We start from the raw sequence: 17,397 nt of genomic DNA, 5'->3' as shown, positions 1-17,397 counted from the left end.
AAGCAAATTTGCTAATTAAAGAGCGATCTTTTGGTTCTTAAGAAGTGTTCTAACAGTATCAGAAATAGTTGCACCAGTAGCTAGTAAAGCTTTAAGGCGGTCAACTTTTACGTTCTTTAATGCTGTAGCGTCTTTTGGATTGTATTGACCAAGTTTCTCAAGGAAACCACCATCTCTTGATTTACGAGAGTCAGTAGCTACGATTGTGTAAACAGGATCATTCTTTCTTCCACCACGCGATAGTCTAACAGTTAACATCTAAAATTCTCCTAAAAGTAAAAAAACAGATTCAAATAAATAAAACAATTGGGCCAATTAGTCAATTATAAAAGCTTAATATTAAAAGTAACCCTTTCCCCAAGGTCCCTTTCCACCCTTTTTCTTCTCTTTGCCGCCCATTCCTGGAAAATCCGGCATAGCGTTAGGGTCTTGTCTAAAGCCTTTCTTAGGTCCCATTCCCGGCATGCCTGGCATCCCCGGAAAGCCACCGCCATTCATCATAGCAGACATTCCACCCATCATCTGTTCCATTTGCTTGAACTTGCCCAGGAAGTCCTTTACGGCCTGCTCAGTACATCCTGAACCAGATGCGATCCTCTTCATACGAGACTCTTTGATTAACTTGTAATCTTGTCTCTCAGCTTTGGTCATTGATGAAATAATAACTTTCATACGCTTCATTTCGTTTTCAGCTGGAGATAAATCCCCAATCTGGCGAAGCATTCCACCCATTCCTGGGATCATTTTTAAAATAGAGGCCATTGAGCCAAGGTTGCTCATCATGTCCATTTGCTTTAAGAAATCTTCAACAGTGAATTTTCCTTTCTTAAAGTTATTCATCATCGATTCAGCATCGCTTTCGTTGATGTTATCTTGTGCTTTTTCTACGAGAGATAAAACATCTCCCATATCTAAAATTCTTTTTGCTAAACGATCCGGATGAAAAAGCTCAAGGTCTTTCATCTTCTCGCCCATTGAAACGTATCTGATAGGAACACCAGTTACGTGACGAATAGAAAGAGCAGCTCCACCTTTAGCGTCTGAATCCATTTTTGATAAAACAATTCCCGTTACACCGATGGCGTCGTGGAAAGTTTTAGAAACTTCTACAGCAGCTTGTCCTGTCATAGCGTCAGCTACCATCAGAACTTCCGGGTTCATTGATGCCAGAGCAGCTTTTACTTCTTTTAACTGCTCCATTAGTTCAGCATCTACGTGCAGTCGTCCTGCAGTATCGATGATGACAACAGACTTGTGACGCTTTTGTGCTTCTTCAATAGCAGCAAGAGCAATGTCTTTTGGGTGCATACTTAAATCAGAGTCGAAACAATCAACTTCAATTTGTTTTGCTAATGTTTGAAGTTGCATTTTAGCAGCTGGACGAAAAGTATCGGCCGGAACTAAAAGCACATCTTTTTTTCTTTTATTTTTTAAGTGAAGAGCAAGTTTTCCAGAGAAAGTTGTCTTCCCTTGTCCGTTTAATCCGACGATTAAAATCGGAACGATTCCCGGGCGCTCAAGATTGATTTCTTCATTGGCGTCCCCCATGATTTTCGCCAGCTCATCGTGCATGATTTTTACGAATTGCTCACCTGGGTTTACACCCTTGATAACTTTTTCACCGATCGCTTGTTCTTTAACAGCGTTCACGAAATCTTTTACAACTTTAAAATTTACGTCAGCTTCTAAAAGCGCCGTGCGGACTTCTTTTAGAGTGTCTTCAATATTGCTCTCAGAGATTTTTGATTTCCCTTGAACGTATTTAAAAGCATTCGAAAATTTTTCACTTAAAGTATCAAACATGTCAGTTCCTAATATATTTACAAGTTCACGTTAAATTTTTTGGCGATGATTACTTTGCAATCTGCGGGCGTCATGGCAACAAAAGGCGTTTTACGTTTGAAAATTTCTACCTGATTTGTGCTATTCCAGCAAGCCGCGATGACCGCAATTCCAAAAGCATTTGCTCCATCGAGATCTCCGAGACTGTCGCCGATGTGAATCACCGATTCACGATCAATTCCATTGGTGATTTGCGAAAGGCCCATTGGGTGAGGCTTGCTTATTCCGTCGTCGTGCCCGTAGATTTCTCCAAAAAAGCTTGCGATATCAGCATTTTTTAGGCTCTCAACAGTTGAGCGATGTGATCTGGCAGTCCAAACGGCCATCTCAAAACCAGCGTTGTTTAAATCAACTAAAAGTTCTTTAATTCCCGGGAAAACTTTGAAATCAGGAGTCTCCGTATCCACCAGGGTACCGTCGTGATCAAAAATAACCATTTTTGAGGATGAAATTTTTTTCATTTTTTGCGATTCCATTGACTGGACGTCATAGTCTCTGTTACCTATTTTTTCATGACAAAGAATGCACCATTTACTCCAGAACTTCAAAAGAAAATCGACATCTTAAAGGCGCGTCGTAAACCTATTCAAATGGGGTCACTCTCTTTTGACTCACCTCTACTACTGGCACCCATGTCATCGATTGGTACTGCACCTTTTCGTTTGCTGATGGAAGACCTTGGAGCTGGTGGAACTGTTAGTGAGTTAATCTCTTGTCACGGAATCAATTACAAAAACGTGCGTACAACAGAAATGTTAAAAGTTGATCCACGTGAAAAAAATATTGGTCTGCAACTTTTTGGTGAAGGTGCTGAGGCCATGGCCGAAGCTGCTAAAGTCGCAGAAAGTTTTAATCCAAAATTTATTGATATCAATATGGGCTGTCCGGTAAAAAAAGTTGTGGGAACTGGAGCAGGTTCTTCACTACTAAAAGACACGAGCACCTTGCCGCATTTTTTCAGCACGATAAAAAAAGCGATTAAACTTCCACTGACGATTAAAATCAGAACGGGATGGGATCACGATACGATCAACGCTTTAGAAGTTATTCACATTGCAAAAGAAGAAGGAATTGAGTTTGTTGCCGTTCACGGACGCACACGCGCTCAACAGTACACAGGCCTTGCCAATTGGGAATACCTTGAGCAGTTAGGAGCGAAATCTCCTCTGGATATTATCGGTAACGGTGATTTACACACAGTGAGTTTTGTTAAAGAAAAAATGAACACAACAAAGTGCACAGCTTTGATGCTTGGACGTGGTCCTTTAAGAAATCCATTTTTATTTTTAGAACCATACATGCTTCCTACTGATGATATGTTCTTTACTCCTGAAGACCATTTAGAAGTTATTAAAAAACTTATCGAGTACTCACGCGACTACGCTCATAGCGATCACACTCTTCTGGTTTCAATCAGAAAACATTTAATCTGGATGGCAGCGGGATATAATAACGTCAGCTATTTTAGGGATCTGATTTTCAAAACTCCAGACCTGAATGAAACAATCAAAATCTCAGAAGAATTTTTCACTTCGCTTAAAGATCAAAGAAAAAGACTTCAAGACCATGATTCGTTCATGACTTCTGGCCACGGCTAAACTGCCAAAAATTCCGGTCACCTTCTGCTAAATGCATTTTGCATAGATGTTGAATTAAATTCAAGGTCTTAACCTCATTTCATTTAATACTTTAGTATTTTGCTCGACCTACCGATAAGCTAGGCACTATGAAGTCTTTTCACCAGCTATTCACCTTCACTTTATGCGCTAGTCTTGCACTGGGGCCAGTGAGTTTATATGCACAGGAAAAAGACAAAACGAGAGTAAAACCAGAAAACCGTTTTAACGAAAAAACGACTCCTCACGGTTACAACCCTGGTGCCTTCTGTGCCAACGGTGCTGAAACGATGATGGCGAAACTTCAAGACGCCAACAAAGACAAATTCGAGCAGATCGCCATCTACAAAGAACAAATCCAGGACCTGCAAAACTACGATAATTTAATCAATGACGTCACGGCGATTAAAGACCGCTACCTTGAAAGTGTCGCCAGTGCAGCAGCGAATAATGCAAAAAGTAACGCTGACATTGCTAAGAAATTAGATGATGCAAAATCTGTTATGAGACATGGCCTTATGTTAAATGCCATTTCTTCAATTGCTAACAAACAAGACGCTGTAGCAGCTGCAGCTCCAGAAGTTGCGCCTGCGAAACCAGAAACAAAACTTACTTACATTTCCAATAGTCTAACCTCTATGTTTAAGGCCGATAAAAATCCTGAACATAGTGAAGTCAAAAAACTTAAGGAATCTTTGACAAACTTTCAGGAAGTTTCTTCAAGTCTGCCGGCAGATGATCAGGAATCTTTAAAACAGGAAGTTAAAAAAATTGTAAGCGATATCCCGAATGATATTTCTCCGGAAACGTTGCTGAATTCTCTGGATAAAGACTCTCCTTTGATGACTCAATTATTATCGAAAGAGATTTCAAGAGAAGACTTGCTTCTGTGTTTAAGTAATAAAGATACAAAACCTTCATTGGATGCATGTGCAAGAATTTTAAAAAATCCCGAAGATAGAAAAAAACTTATCGAATCGATCGGTACTGAAACTGCAAAATTCACTCAGACAGTTAAGAAGAGTGACAATGCTATCAAGATTGCAAAAGAAAATAATAAAACGGACCTGGAAAAGACTTTAACGAACTTCGATACAGATAAATCGAAAGAATCAATAGAAGTAACTAAGAAGTCTCTTGCTGAAACTCAGGCAAAATTAGCTAAATACTCGCAAAACTACACTTTAATCAACCAGACGATCAAAGAAAACTTAAGAGCATCACAGACGAGTGTTGAGGACCTGACTAAAAAATCAGTTGAAGAAAAAACAAAAGAAACAATGCTTTTAAAAGAAACGGACCTTAACGGTGTTGAAAACTTCTTTTACGAAAAGCCCACGAAAGATACAATGGCCGCTCTTGGAATTGATCTTAAAACCAAAGAAGGTGCTGTTGCTGCACAAAAAATTCAGCAAGATGCCATTGATGGTGCAAAAAAAGACGCTGCTGTCTTTAATAGAGATTGTAATTTCGACAGTTCAGTAAAAGTTGAAAACGAAGAAGCGAAAATTAAAGTCTGTAAAGGATTGGTTGAGAAACTTATCCCTCAAATTAAAACAATGAAGAACACTCACTATGATCAGGTAGTTGACTTGAATGTAAAAATTCAAAAACTCGCTGGTGATAATGACTTTGCTGCCACTGAAAATTTAAAACAGTACGTTGCTGAAAAATATCTTTGCAGCTGTGAAAAAGAAAAAAGTAGCGTAAGAAGCAATTATGATGAAAGTCTGGTAATGAGTGCAAATTCTTGTACAACTCAATTCATGACACTCTCAAAGATTGAAGGCCTAAGTGATTCGACAAGTCTGATTGCCAAAGCTCTTTATGCACATGAAATAAAAATGCCGATGGATAAAGAAGGTTGTACTTTTGGCCCGGAAAGAATGAAGACCTTCACTGATACATGTAATAACAACAGTTCCATTAGTCGCAGCTACCCTGAGATTTGTGGCAGTATTACCAGCGAGTATACTGTTAAAGTAAAAAATCAAGAGTACGCTTCAAAACAAAATGCGAAGTGGGAAAAATACCACGAAGACAATTATGTTGAGTACGACTCCAAGTCTCCTACTGGTTACACGGCAGTAAAAAAGAAGTCTACATGGCGAGTTGTTGGAGAAGGTGTTCTTCCAATTCTTCCCAATGCTCTTCCAATCTGGTTTGGTAACTACCAGATGAAAAATAATATTGAGACTCTGACTGACCAGGCGCTTATGCAGAAGCAGTACTTGCATAATGTCGACATCTACAATTCATCTCCGTGGATGTATAACTACAACTATTTTTCTTACGGAAATCCGTTTGCAACAAATACGACACTTCCATCGATGACTTCTAGCTCTAACGGCTTTAATTTCGGTCTATAGGCAAGCAATTTAGTCTGCTGCCACCGATTGCTGGCATCCTCAATGTTTCCATATTTCACCAAAAATTTGCTTTATCCCAAAAATGTTTTTAATTCTAAGAGCTTAGTCATGCCACTGAAATAGCATAAAAACTGTGCGTCCCACTCGGATAAGAAAGGTAAAATATACCTATAGCCTTCACGTAACTTAAAGATTTTAACTGATAATTTACAGCGGACGATAAGTAGATTGATGAAGAACGTACACAACATCCTATTTATAATTATAACAGCTTTGTTTTTACAAAGTTGTATTGCTGAGAAACCAGCAAATAAGAAAAAATCGACGACTGCATCTTCCAACACAACTACAACTGGAACACCTCCTACTTTCGCCAGCGATGAGGCCCTTTACTGGTTCACTTCTGCTAAAGTCACAGGGACAATTACTGTTAACATGAACAGCGACAGCATTATCTATCTTCGCGGATCAAACGTTCACAGTTTTTTATTAAGTATTGATCCAACAAACAATCTTGCTTATTACCAAAATCAAAAATCATACTGCCTGGTCGCCAACTACGGTGCTTCTTATAAGCAATTACGTATTCGTGCAGTTCCTAGTTCTGTAAATAATTATAAAACTCAATCAATTGAAAGACTTTTCCGTATTGATATTCCAAGTAGAGCTGAAAACGTTGCCACTTGTGGAACGGCAACTATTGATGGTGTGAGCGCTGGTGCTGCTGCTTATTCACTTAGTGAAATTTGCCCGTCATGTTTAGGGACAACACAATTAACTTCTGCTTCACTAAAATTATTTCAAAGCAACCTGGCCAATCTTACGATTGCTCAAATCCCTACGACAAAAATTACTTTTTCTTCTATCGGTCTTAAAGTTGACCTTCAATCAAACTCTGGTTCATCAGGATCAACTTGCGCGAACAGCTCGTGTGAAGCGAAAGGCTTTGACTGTTGTGTAGAAGGGCAATGTGTGAAGGATGCGACATTAAAAACGATGGCATCATCTGATCCACAATACCCTCAGGCGATGAGTGAATACGCTTCTAATCCATTAAGTTTTTTAAACTACCCCAATATTTTTAATATTTGTACGAACATCTCTCACAACCCTCCACCGACAACTCCTGATACATCAACACCGTTGAGTACAGCTGAGCAACGTGTAGCCGCCTACCTTGCAGACTATAAGTGTATTAATCAAGTTGCGACTTCCGGAACATATAACCTATGTCTTCCAGGTGCTGCTGAAAGTGATTTCAAATCAACTAAAAAGAAACTTGCTATCGCTTGTGGTTGCCCAACAACTTATACTGATGATGAAAGAGCTATTAAATGCCCTGACTGGGGAGTAAGACCTCTTTATAAGTCTTCAGTAGAAACAGTGGCCAACATTGTCGATTTTTACTGTTACACTCCAGTTCCAGAAAATCCAATCGGGCCAATTACTAATTTAAATGTTTCGGTTTCAAGCAGAAGTGCTCCTCATAGATTCTTCTCAACAACGGGAGCAAGCTACGATTCACTAACTGGTGTTGCTTCAACTGTGCTTCAGGAAGGATTAGATTTCTACTACCTTGATGAGGCCAATAAAGCTTCTCCAGTCAATAACAGCTATAACGTTAACTCAGTTTTAGGTCGCATGAATGTTGGTCTGACTCAAACTCAGCCTTCTAAAATGGTGGCCGTTGAACTTGGAAAAACTTATATTTTATCTGCGATAAGCGGATACTTCACGCCGTGTTCGAGTTGTGCAAAAGACAGCTGGTTCAGGTCTTTCACTGCTCACCCGGTAAGTACTGGCGGTGTTGGTCTACGTGCTTCAGGATTTACAACTTCAAGAGATACTTACTCGACCAATACGAGTTTAGGTAATTATGAAGATACACATTTTGGACGTGCTTGTTACCTGCCTGTCACAATGATTCCTTTTACTCATAAAAAAGAATCAACAGTTCAAGCTCAGCGCATGAACAGATTAAAAACTCAGTCAGCTTTCTATATTAATGGTTACCAAAAAGACTGGTATGGATTTAATAAAGGGGCCTTAATTGGATCTTTTGATGGTGTCTCTTGGTTTGCAGTTGGTACAGGAAGAAGAGTTACTGCGACGACAACAAAATTATACCTGGCCTACAACAGTTCATTCTTAGATTTAGCTGATCGTACAGATACAGTGGTTAATATCATTCCTGATGTCTCAGCAAGTGTTGCGGCCGATTTCGACTACGACCCTACTCTTGCCATTACAGATGCAAAACAAAACACTGCAGGAACTTGTCAGCAGTACCACCAGTGTTCAACAGACACTGATTGTGTGACTCAACTTGGTTGGGAGTATACATGTGCGGACGTTTCTCAATACAGATCTCGTTGGCCATTATATGATGCTGCCGGAAATGAAATCGCTTCTCAGGAAAAAGTAGGAACAATTTTTGAAATCCTTGCAGGGACAACAACTGTTGGAGAAAGCCCTAAACGTTGCGTGTACCGTGGTGCTGGTGCTCCATGTGTTCGCGACTACACGGCCCTTAATGGAAAATTCAATCAAAAGAACTTAACATGTGCGCCTAACTTCTATTGTGCAGCTTTAACAACAAATCGTTTTAACGATGAACTTGTACGCTCTCCAAATGAATTTGATAACATCTTCTTTGGTATGGACACAAACGTTTTAGGTCGTCCGCTTAAATATGTAACAGCAACTAAAACTCTTGCAACTGAAATCATCGCTAACATTAAAAACAATGGTGCTTCTGATGCATTAGGATTAAATGCGAGTGAAGTTGATGATATGGGGATCTGTAGACCAGGTAAATCTCTATCGACAACTGAATCGATTGCTCACTCAAATCCTGATACAGCAAAAAGAACAGACTATATCAACCAGATTGCTTCATGTGATTCAACGGCCGCTGGTATTGGAAGAACGACATCATGTCCGGCATTTGGTGATGACCTTAACTACCTTCCATACAACAGCACAACTCCTCTTCCATCAACGGCAAAAAGACTTCAGAACTCTTGTGGTGCTGAAGCAAAACACAGCACGACTTTAATTTCTGCTTTCGCCAATATTGAAGGTGGATCTCTTCAGCTTCTAAGCAATATCACTAACCCGATTTTTGCTGCTGATGCTTGTTTAAGAAGAGCAGGATCTGTTTGCCATACAGACCTTGATTGTGGGCCGAATAAAATGCACGAAGATGCTGCTTCATCAATGGCACTTGCCTATTTTGGTGGAACGGGCGCAGAACAAAACTACTGGCAAGAATCTCTTATTTGCGGACAAGGGACACCTGCTCCTGCTGTTGGAGCAACAAATTATAAAGACTATAAATTAAGTGAGAACCGTTGCTGCCGTGAAATCGGAAAAGACTTTACGATGTTTACGTCAGGGCCATCATCAATTATTCCTGAAAACATGGGAACAAACGTAACTCTTGATACGAAAAAATTAAGTTACTTAAATCCATCTGCAACTAACCGTTACTCGCGTTATTCAACATCACCTACGGCGCTTTCTTTAGCGAGTACAATTCCAAACGTAAACGCCAACTCAACTCCACTTGCAAACCAGTGGAAAGTTATCAATGAGACAGGATCACTGACTTGTTGTGGTGGCGGATGGGTAAGAAAATTCGCTGACGGAACACATGACTGGAAAGTAAAAAATCGTTTAACACTAGAGACGTCAAACTTTACATGTTTAAACTTCCGCTCTCCACTAGCTTCATCAGACTACAGCAGTTTTGGTAACGCTGCCGATATGGTTGTTCAATCAACTTATCAGCGCGAGTATGAATACTTTTGTAAGTCACCTGGACAGGCCGGGTGTATGCAAATTCTTTATAAAGATGTTTCTGGTTATTCAATTACTCAACCAGAATCTTATAATCCAAAAAACAGTGTAGAGCCTGACTACTCTTTCCCATCTGGATCTTACCAACCAGCAAATGGAGAGACACGTCTTGATACAATGCCAGTGGGTGATCTTGAAAGTGGTAACTACACTTTCAAAATGAATGCAGATGTACCTTATCAGCCATTTGCTTTTACATTCCCGCAAATGCCTCCTTATGACCTTTACATTTTCCCTGATGGATCAAAACGTCCATTAACATTTTTTATTGATCAGGCCTTCGACTACGGCGTGAGTTTATACCTTCCTGCTTACATTCCTTATTACACAGGAACTGGGCTTGCTTCACACCCATGTGGATACGCTGCTGGTGAACCATGCGCTCCTACTATTTCAAAAGTATGGGTAAAATATGTTAGAGAAGATGAAAGTACATTCGTTGTCGATATTACAGGTTCAAGATATGGAAACGCGACTTGTCCTCTAGTCACAGACATTACAACTTCTGGTCAGCCAGTTGATAAAATGGGTGCCGGAGTTAATGAAGGATGGTGTCTTACCGCTGGAACAAAAACTGGTAATCGTCCGGTTATCCACGTTAAGGCCTACAGTGGTAACAAAGGTGCAGTTCCGGGACGTGACTGGTTATACGCTTCTGTCGTTATCGATTTCAGAACGATCGAATCGACAAAAGGAACTAAAGTAACAACTCCAGGGAATCCATATTACTACTTAACAAAATTAGCGAAACTCGAGCTGATTGGTATTCCACAAATTACTTATGAGCCACTTTACTGTAACTCGGATCAAAATAGACTTGTCCCAGGAATTTTTAATTCTTCTATCCAGACAAGAGCTCAGTTTGAATATGAGCCATTGGATGGGACCCTAGCTGAAACCAGCAAGCGCATGTCATTCCGTAATGCTTACGATACGGTTCTAAATTATGACGAAGAAGGTGGAAGCACCAGCGATACAATGCCAGGTTATGGTAATAGAGATAGTGCAGGTTTCAACCGTGTCACTTATCAGGATAAACTCGCTCACGGTGCAGTCTTCTCTGCCAAAGATTTTGCTTGTTGTACTCCATTAGGGAAAACAACGACGTCAGCAGCGAAGTGTTGTTCGGCAACTGCTTCAACTGTTGGTGGTGTGACAACTTGTAAACTTCCAACAGGTACAGACTTAAACGTGTACTTCAACAAATTCGTTTCAAGCGAAGGTGTTGGCGATACTCAGCCAGGTGGTGGATTAATCGTTACTGGAACTGAAGCTGAAATCGATTTCAACCAGTACACTGGTGAACCAAAAATGCGTACTTCAACTTACTTAAAACTTGAAGAACTTGGTAGAGCTTATTGCTTGAATGCAACTGTCGGTAACGGTGGATCATTCGGACAATTCCCTCCTGAGCCATACTCTGTCTACTCAACAACGAATGGGTCGACTCTAACATTCCCAATAAGCATCGTGGACTCAATTATTGATTCGGAACCAGGTAGTACAAACGTTGGTAAGTTCCCATTTGATAATGGTTTCCGTTGGGACAATCACTACTATTGCAAATAGCTCGCATAAACGCTTTGCAACGCCCTTTTTTTCTGTTAGATTGGCCGCCTATGAGACACATCTTAAAACTGGCCATTTTCACGAGTTTAATCAACTACTTACCAGCGGTAAAAGCGGATACGATTGTTTCGTGTTCTCACCCTCAGCTGTGCGCTCTGGCGCATACGATTTTCACTGAAAATCGTATGTTGAATTTTAAGTTTCAAAACCTGGTGGCCATCGCTGGTGACCCTCATGAGTACGAGCCCTCGTCTGCTGAAGTAAAAAGTCTTATTAAGGCCGACATTTTAATCGCCGGACCTGTGGAACTTAATCCATGGATTAAAAAAGTTAATTACCAAAGATCAAAAATCATTGCCCTTAAAACACTTAATCTTCCAATGGATAAAAACGAGTACGCTCTTTATCCAAGGGCCACTCATGAAGCACTTTCTCATTTTTGGTTATACCCAAAAGTTTACTGTGCACTAAAAACGAGACTTGAAGAGCAATTGATTGCCAGCAATTTATTAATCGTTCTTCCGAGCAAAAAATCTTGTTCAACTGAAGCGGTGAAAATTGAAAATGACCTGCAAACAACTCTGACTGCTCTTAAGCTGCCAGTGGTTCTCACTCACGATGCTCTACTTCCATTATTAGAAACTCTAAGCAAGAACTCTGCAAATGTTGTGGCCATCAAAGGATCGGGTCACCATTCTGAGGCCACACCGACTTCTGTTAAGAAATTATATGATGCTCTCAAAAAACCACAGGTCATCTGGGTTGAAGAAAAAAGCATTAATGTCCCTCAAAATATTATGTCGAAAAAAAGAAAAAACGACCTGACAATTAATATTGATACGGCCGCACCAATTGAAACTCAAAGTTACTTCCCTATTTTAAATGAGCTTAACGACAAGCTTAAGGTCATTAAATAATGAACGATATCATTCTTCGAGCTGACAAAATTTCATTTAGCTATGAAGGTCATGACGAACCTATCTTAAAAGATATTTCATTCACCTTAAAAAAAGGTGAAAGCTTAGGTGTGCTTGGCCCCAATGGTGGCGGTAAATCAACGCTGATGAAAATCATTGCGGGACTTTTAAAACCCACGAGTGGCGAACTTTATTTCGATGAAAAACCATTATCTGGTTACACCAAATATCCTTACAACTTATTTTCTTACGTTCCTCAAAGCAGTGAACTAAACGCAACGATGCCAGTGAAAGTTTATGAGTTCATAGATTTCACGGTTTCACTTTATAAAATTAAGAACCCTAAATTAGTAGACGAGCTTTTAGAACTTGTAGGCATGACTCATAAGAAAAATGCCCTTTTATCGAAACTCTCTGGTGGTGAAAAGCAAAGAGTCCTGATTGCCAGAGCGATGGTGCAAAAACCAAAACTTCTTTTATTAGACGAGCCGACAAAAGGTCTCGACAGTAATGGACAGGATCAACTTTTAACTTTGATTGAAACGATTAAAAAACGTGACAACACTGCTGTCATGATTGTCGATCACAACATCAATCAAATCATCAAGAGCTGTCAGAATATTTTATGCCTTAACCGTCATCACCACTGGCATGACCACCGTGACTTCCTGACAAAAAACATTCTGGAAGATATTTATCACTGTGAATTTGAGCATCTTTTGATTCATGAAAAAGACCTGGAAACTGAGCACACTCACGACCACCATTTCTGTAATCATGATCATGGTGAAAAGAAAGCGGACGCTCATACGTTCATCAGGAGAAAGTAATGAGTTCTATGATTACCGACTTTTTCCAATACGATTTTTTACTTTACGCTCTACTGGGAACGATTTTTCTCGCACTGACTTGCGGATTAATTTCTCCTTTAATCATTGCCAGAAAAAATGCTTTTATGGGTGCGGCCATCTCTCACTCGACTCTACTGGGTCTGGCGATTTCGATGAGTTTATTTGAAGCAGCACAAGCTCTGCCATTGTTTGTATCGACGTTACTCATCACTATTTTTCTCACACTATTTTTAGCGTACTCAACGTTTCGCCAAAAACTTCCCAATGATTCTATGATCGGGATTTTTTATACATCGACGATGGCCTTAGGTATTATTATCCACACTCTGTTTGCTAAAGATCAAAGTGATCTACTCAGCTTTCTCTTCGGGAATATTTTGCTTTTAACCGTTGAAGACCTGTATTTATCATTTGGAATTTTATTGATAACTGCGCTGGTTATTTTGATCCCATTAAAAAAATGGTTGTTTCTTACTTTTGATGAAGAAGGAGCAATTACCTCAGGAATTAAAGCGCAGATCTACCATTACACTTTTTTTGTTTTACTCGCTTTCTTAATTGTTACGAGTATTAAACTCGCTGGAACGGTTCTGGTGGAAACACTTTTATTGGTTCCCGGCTTCTTCGCACTTAAATTTTCTAAGAATATTGTGCAGACATTTGTCGTGAGTACGATTTTTTCAACAGTCATGGCCATCATTGGAATTGTCCTAGCAAATGCCTTTGGACTTCCCAGCGGGGCCACTCTGGCGGTCGTTCTATTTACGGCACTAGTTATATCTCTTTTTATAAAAAGAGTTTATAATTTACTCAGATAAGAAACAATCTTTTTGAGGAATTCATGAAAAATCAAAATGAACCAAAAACTGTTGCCGAGAGCGCAGTTGAAATGCGTTTTCTCGTTATGCCCAACGACACTAACCCACAAAACTCGATCTTCGGGGGCGTGGTTATGTCATGGATCGATATGGCCGCTGCCATGGTTGCAGAGAGACATTCGAACCGTCCGGTTGTAACAGTCCACGTTGATGATATTAGTTTTAAAGCTCCAATGAAAATTGGGGACCACGCGCTTATTCAAGCAAGCATTAACTACGTGGGAAAAACATCGATGCTTGTTGGTGTAAAAGTTATTGCTGAAAATCCATTCACTGGAATCACAAGACACACGACAACAGCTTACCTTGCTTTCGTAGCTCTTGATGATATCGGTCGCCCGATTCAAATCAGAGGATTAATCCCTGAAACTGATGACGAAAAAAGACGTTACCAGGACGGACAAGAGCGCATCGAAGACATGAAGAAAAACAAGAAAAGATAATGAGTGAATTTAAATCCTCTAAACTTTCACGCTTCTTGAGTGTAGGGACAAGCCTTACCAAGGCGTCTGCGCAACTTGCTGTGGATATGGCAAAAAATAAAGCGCAGGATCTTCTGGATAAAAATCCGGAAGTTCGAGATATGGGGTTAAAAATTAAAGCGTCCAAAGAAATTATCCAGACCATGGGTGAATTAAAAGGCGCGATGATGAAGCTCGGCCAGATGATTTCGATTTCAGAAGATATGTTTTTACCAAAAGAGATCACGGAGCTTTTTCGCGATCTTCAAAAGAACTCCCCTTCAATGCCCACTGAAGAAGTAAAAAAAATGATTCTTGAAAATTTCAAGAAATCTCCAGAAGAACTATTCTTAGAATTTGATCTTAAACCTGTCGCTGCTGCTAGTATCGGTCAGGTTCACCGCGCTCGCCTGCACACTGGCGAAGTAGTCGCGGTAAAAATTCAATACCCGAAAATCGTCAATGCCATTAAGTATGATTTTCAAAATCTGCACAAGATCGACAAACTGGTTCATTTGCTTTATGCCAATAAACCCAACATCGACAACATGATTGCAGAACTTAAAACGTCTTTATTAGAAGAATGCAATTACCTCCATGAAATGGAGCAATTGCAATACTTCAAAGAGCAGTACAAAGACAAATTCCCAATGATTGTGATTCCTGCGGTTCATCCAGAATTTTGCTCAGAGCAGATTCTCACGATGGAATGGGTGGAAGGCGACTCCTTTGAAGACAGTCTCCACTACACTGATGAGCAGAAAAACTTTTTGGGGACTTCGTTATACGAAAGTTACCTCTATTCATTGTTTGAGTTAAAACGCCTGCACACAGATCCGCAAAATGGGAATTATCTTTTTAAACCAGATAAGATTATCATTCTGGATTTTGGATCGACTCGTGAATTTGATCACGACTTTGTTGTCGACTACGTCGGTCTACTAATGGCCTTAGAAGAAGACCGTCTGGACATCTATTCTCAGATCGCTAAAAAACTCGACATGTTTAAAGCTGACGAAGAAGAGGAAATGCTTGCTCGTCACTACAGGCTCATCAAAGATCTTTATGAGCCATACACGCTACCGGGAACACGTCCTATAAGTGATTTAAACCCATTTCAGCTATTCAAAGACTTCCTTAAGGACATCAACTTCAAAGGCAGAAAATCTCCTCGCCAGGAGTTTTTAATGCTCGATAGAGCGACTTTCGGACTATTCGCTAAACTCAAAGGCTGGCGCAGCGAAATTAATTGGATGGAAGGACGAAATAAGTTTAGAAATTCCATCGAAAATGAGGTTAAATTTAAGTATCAGTTTTAGGGATGCCCATGCACTTAATCGTACTTTCATTTATGCTTTCGATCACGTCCTCTTTTGCGGCACTCGAATACTCAAAAGTAGAATACCCAGGTTGCCCGGAAAATGCTTACTGCCAGAAAAACACTGGCGAAGTGAGACGTCAGTGGCTTGATAGTCTTGATGAATTTAACCGCAGCAAAATTTCAGAATCTAAATTCAACGCTGATCTTCAAAAAAACAATGGCGTTCCTGTGGCCGGTTGGGCCATGGAAGAGGCCGGAGTTCTTCCGCGCATCATGATGTGGGACTCTCCTTGCAAGCAACATAAACAGGAAGCTTCCAAGTTTTACATCAGTGAGTTGTTTAGAAAAAATTTAAGATCCAGTGAATTAAAAGAGTACACAAACATCTATTTCCCACGCGTGGTTTTAGTAGATAATAATAAAAAAGTCTTCTCAATGGTTGTTCCCAGAGGAGATATCCCGACTTTTATGGACAATGGGTCACTTCATTATTTAAAAGAAGATGATGGAAAGTACTATGGTTTTTTAATCAATCGTGATGGCGACATCCGAATTACCAAACCACAGATTGTTAAAGAGCTGCCAAAAGAAGTTGTGTGCTTGAAAGAGCAAGTCGATCTTTTTATGCGTGAGGCGCCCTCGCCGACTTTTTATCAAAGCTACCATTGCATGGATATCTGGGACAAAAATTCTAAAACTTACAAACCAATACTATTTGGTCGGAGCTGTAATTGAAACTTTGTCTCTATAACGTTGAAAATCTTTTTCTCATGAATCAAGGCCCGGGCGAGGGTTATAAAAAACCTCTGGATAAAGTTGAATGGATCGGCAGAACGATTAAAGAAATCGATGCTGATATTGTGATGCTGGTTGAAGTCGGTGGACTTCATAGTCTGGACTTATTTAATAAACGTTATTTAAACGACGCTTACTACACAGCACTTCTACCGGGGAATTCAGACCGCGGTATTGAAATGGGTTATTTAATTCATAAACGATTTGGCCATTTTCACCAGCTACTAAGCCACAGAGAAACTCCTCTGAATTTTAATTACCCTCACGAGATCACTGAACATCAGACTCAAGGGAAGAGATTAAAGCTCCACAGATTTTCCCGCGATATCGCTGAACTTCGTTTATTAAAAGACAACAAAACAGAATATATTTTAATGCTGGTGCATTTAAAGTCGAAACTCGATAAAGAAGGAATCGATTATAACGGCCAGCTTCGAAGAAAAGCAGAGCTGCAAAAATTAGTGGAAACTTACAATCAAAGACGCAAAGAGTTTCCAGGTGTGCCGATTATTATCAGCGGTGACTTTAACGGTCAGGCCCAAAGACACCTGACAGAGCCAGAATTCAGAGATCTTTACACCAATAGTGACCTGGAAGATGTGCTGGAAGTCATTGGCGAGCCGGCGGAAAATAGATTTTCCTACTTTCATTTTAACCGCGAAAACGTCAGAGAGGCCTCACAGCTCGATTATATTATGCTTCCTCCCGAGCTTCACTCTAAGGTTCAAAAAGAAGAATCGGGCATTTATCACTACCGTGACGTCCACGGGGTGGTCGTTCCCTATCCACAGGATACCTTTCAAAGGTACGCACTTCCCTCAGACCATTACCCAGTGGTAGTTACCCTTAAAATTTAAGAATTACTGTTTGTGCAAACCTCCCAAATACGTTATGTTTTGGCCTTAATAAAATTTTGG

At 40.1% G+C, this 17,397-nt stretch carries 13 protein-coding genes; 10 read left to right on the top strand and 3 right to left on the bottom strand.

Features of this window, described 5'->3' with window-relative positions:
• Positions 1-15: 15 nt before the first annotated feature.
• From rpsP to SHI21_RS09600, 3 genes are all read right to left on the bottom strand, one after another.
• Positions 16-258: a 30S ribosomal protein S16 gene (gene rpsP / locus SHI21_RS09610; RefSeq protein ID WP_323576157.1), complete on the bottom strand. Its 243-nt coding sequence runs from the start codon at positions 256-258 to the stop codon at positions 16-18.
• An 81-nt stretch (positions 259-339) separates the two neighbouring features.
• A complete protein-coding gene (gene ffh, locus SHI21_RS09605; RefSeq protein WP_323576156.1) occupies positions 340-1,803 on the bottom strand; it encodes a signal recognition particle protein in 1,464 nt (487 codons plus the stop codon).
• Positions 1,804-1,820: 17 nt separating this feature from the next.
• The gene (locus SHI21_RS09600) at positions 1,821-2,303 is read right to left on the bottom strand and encodes an HAD family hydrolase (protein WP_323576155.1); all 483 of its coding nucleotides are present in this window, start codon (positions 2,301-2,303) and stop codon (positions 1,821-1,823) included.
• Between the two features lie 51 nt (positions 2,304-2,354).
• Here SHI21_RS09600 and SHI21_RS09595 point away from each other — a divergent pair, with 51 nt between their 5' ends.
• From SHI21_RS09595 to SHI21_RS09550, 10 genes are all read left to right on the top strand, one after another.
• Positions 2,355-3,440 (top strand): tRNA dihydrouridine synthase, encoded by a 1,086-nt coding sequence (locus tag SHI21_RS09595; protein WP_323576154.1) that lies wholly within the window; start codon positions 2,355-2,357, stop codon positions 3,438-3,440.
• A 128-nt stretch (positions 3,441-3,568) separates the two neighbouring features.
• Positions 3,569-5,827 (top strand): hypothetical protein, encoded by a 2,259-nt coding sequence (locus SHI21_RS09590; RefSeq protein WP_323576152.1) that lies wholly within the window; start codon positions 3,569-3,571, stop codon positions 5,825-5,827.
• A 231-nt stretch (positions 5,828-6,058) separates the two neighbouring features.
• Entirely contained in the window at positions 6,059-11,257 is a 5,199-nt protein-coding gene (locus SHI21_RS09585; protein ID WP_323576151.1) for a hypothetical protein, read from the top strand.
• Positions 11,258-11,307: 50 nt separating this feature from the next.
• The gene (locus SHI21_RS09580) at positions 11,308-12,174 is read left to right on the top strand and encodes a metal ABC transporter solute-binding protein, Zn/Mn family (RefSeq protein WP_323576150.1); all 867 of its coding nucleotides are present in this window, start codon (positions 11,308-11,310) and stop codon (positions 12,172-12,174) included.
• Positions 12,174-13,004: a metal ABC transporter ATP-binding protein gene (locus SHI21_RS09575; RefSeq protein WP_323576149.1), complete on the top strand. Its 831-nt coding sequence runs from the start codon at positions 12,174-12,176 to the stop codon at positions 13,002-13,004. Before SHI21_RS09580 ends, SHI21_RS09575 begins: the two co-directional genes overlap by 1 nt.
• The gene (locus tag SHI21_RS09570; protein ID WP_323576148.1) at positions 13,004-13,843 is read left to right on the top strand and encodes a metal ABC transporter permease; all 840 of its coding nucleotides are present in this window, start codon (positions 13,004-13,006) and stop codon (positions 13,841-13,843) included. The genes SHI21_RS09575 and SHI21_RS09570 overlap by 1 nt, the downstream gene beginning before the upstream one ends.
• Before the next feature lie 23 nt (positions 13,844-13,866).
• Positions 13,867-14,346, top strand: a complete 480-nt coding sequence (locus tag SHI21_RS09565; RefSeq protein ID WP_323576146.1) for an acyl-CoA thioesterase — start codon at positions 13,867-13,869, stop codon at positions 14,344-14,346.
• Complete coding sequence (locus SHI21_RS09560) at positions 14,346-15,683, top strand: ABC1 kinase family protein (protein ID WP_323576145.1); 1,338 nt, start codon at positions 14,346-14,348, stop codon at positions 15,681-15,683. Before SHI21_RS09565 ends, SHI21_RS09560 begins: the two co-directional genes overlap by 1 nt.
• Before the next feature lie 8 nt (positions 15,684-15,691).
• Entirely contained in the window at positions 15,692-16,420 is a 729-nt protein-coding gene (locus SHI21_RS09555; protein WP_323576144.1) for a hypothetical protein, read from the top strand.
• A complete protein-coding gene (locus SHI21_RS09550; protein ID WP_323576143.1) occupies positions 16,417-17,337 on the top strand; it encodes an endonuclease/exonuclease/phosphatase family protein in 921 nt (306 codons plus the stop codon). The genes SHI21_RS09555 and SHI21_RS09550 overlap by 4 nt, the downstream gene beginning before the upstream one ends.
• Positions 17,338-17,397 lie beyond the last annotated feature (60 nt).

The sequence above is a fragment of the Bacteriovorax sp. PP10 genome (assembly GCF_035013165.1).
GTDB lineage: Bacteria > Bdellovibrionota > Bacteriovoracia > Bacteriovoracales > Bacteriovoracaceae > Bacteriovorax > Bacteriovorax antarcticus.
Note: the sequence above shows the minus strand (reverse complement) of the source record. Positions and strands in the feature narration are given on the sequence as shown.